Source organism: Myxococcus virescens (genome assembly GCF_900101905.1).
GTDB classification, from domain to species: domain Bacteria; phylum Myxococcota; class Myxococcia; order Myxococcales; family Myxococcaceae; genus Myxococcus; species Myxococcus virescens.
In genome coordinates, this window is the sequence record NZ_FNAJ01000025.1 from 1 (window position 1) to 421 (window position 421).

Below are 421 nucleotides of genomic sequence, written 5' to 3' on the forward strand. Positions count from 1 at the left end.
CCTGCAGCCGCTTCACTTCGGACTCTGGGACTACCGCCTCGTCTGCGCCTAGGCTGGACATCGAGCCCTCCTCCGCCAGTCGCCTCCAGTGGAACAACATGCTCGCCGACAGTCCATAGCGACGGGCCACCGAGGAGATGCTCTGCCCGGCCATCTCCGCTTCTGCCAGGAACCGTTGCTTCTCCTCGGCGTTGAAGCGTCGTCGGCGACCAGGGCGAGCCGGTGGGATGACTTCTACTTCGAGTGCCTTCGTGTCCATCTCTAGGCTGGTCCTATGCGTTAGGGACCTGTCCGTTCGAAATGGGGGCTACACCAGTGCAGTCCAGGTGTGCTCAACGCCTTCCGGCATCACGGCGAGCGGGACTTCGAAGTTTGGCGCTGTGGAACGAAGGGACCGAGAGTGCTCAACGCCTTCCGGCAT

1 protein-coding gene is annotated in these 421 nt (G+C 62.7%); it reads right to left on the reverse strand.

Features of this window, described 5'->3' with window-relative positions; all coding sequences use genetic code 11:
- Positions 1 to 259, reverse strand: a 259-nt coding sequence (locus tag BLU09_RS38530; protein ID WP_143043256.1) for a transposase, incomplete at its 3' end; no start/stop codon positions are given.
- Positions 260 to 421: the final 162 nt, after the last annotated feature.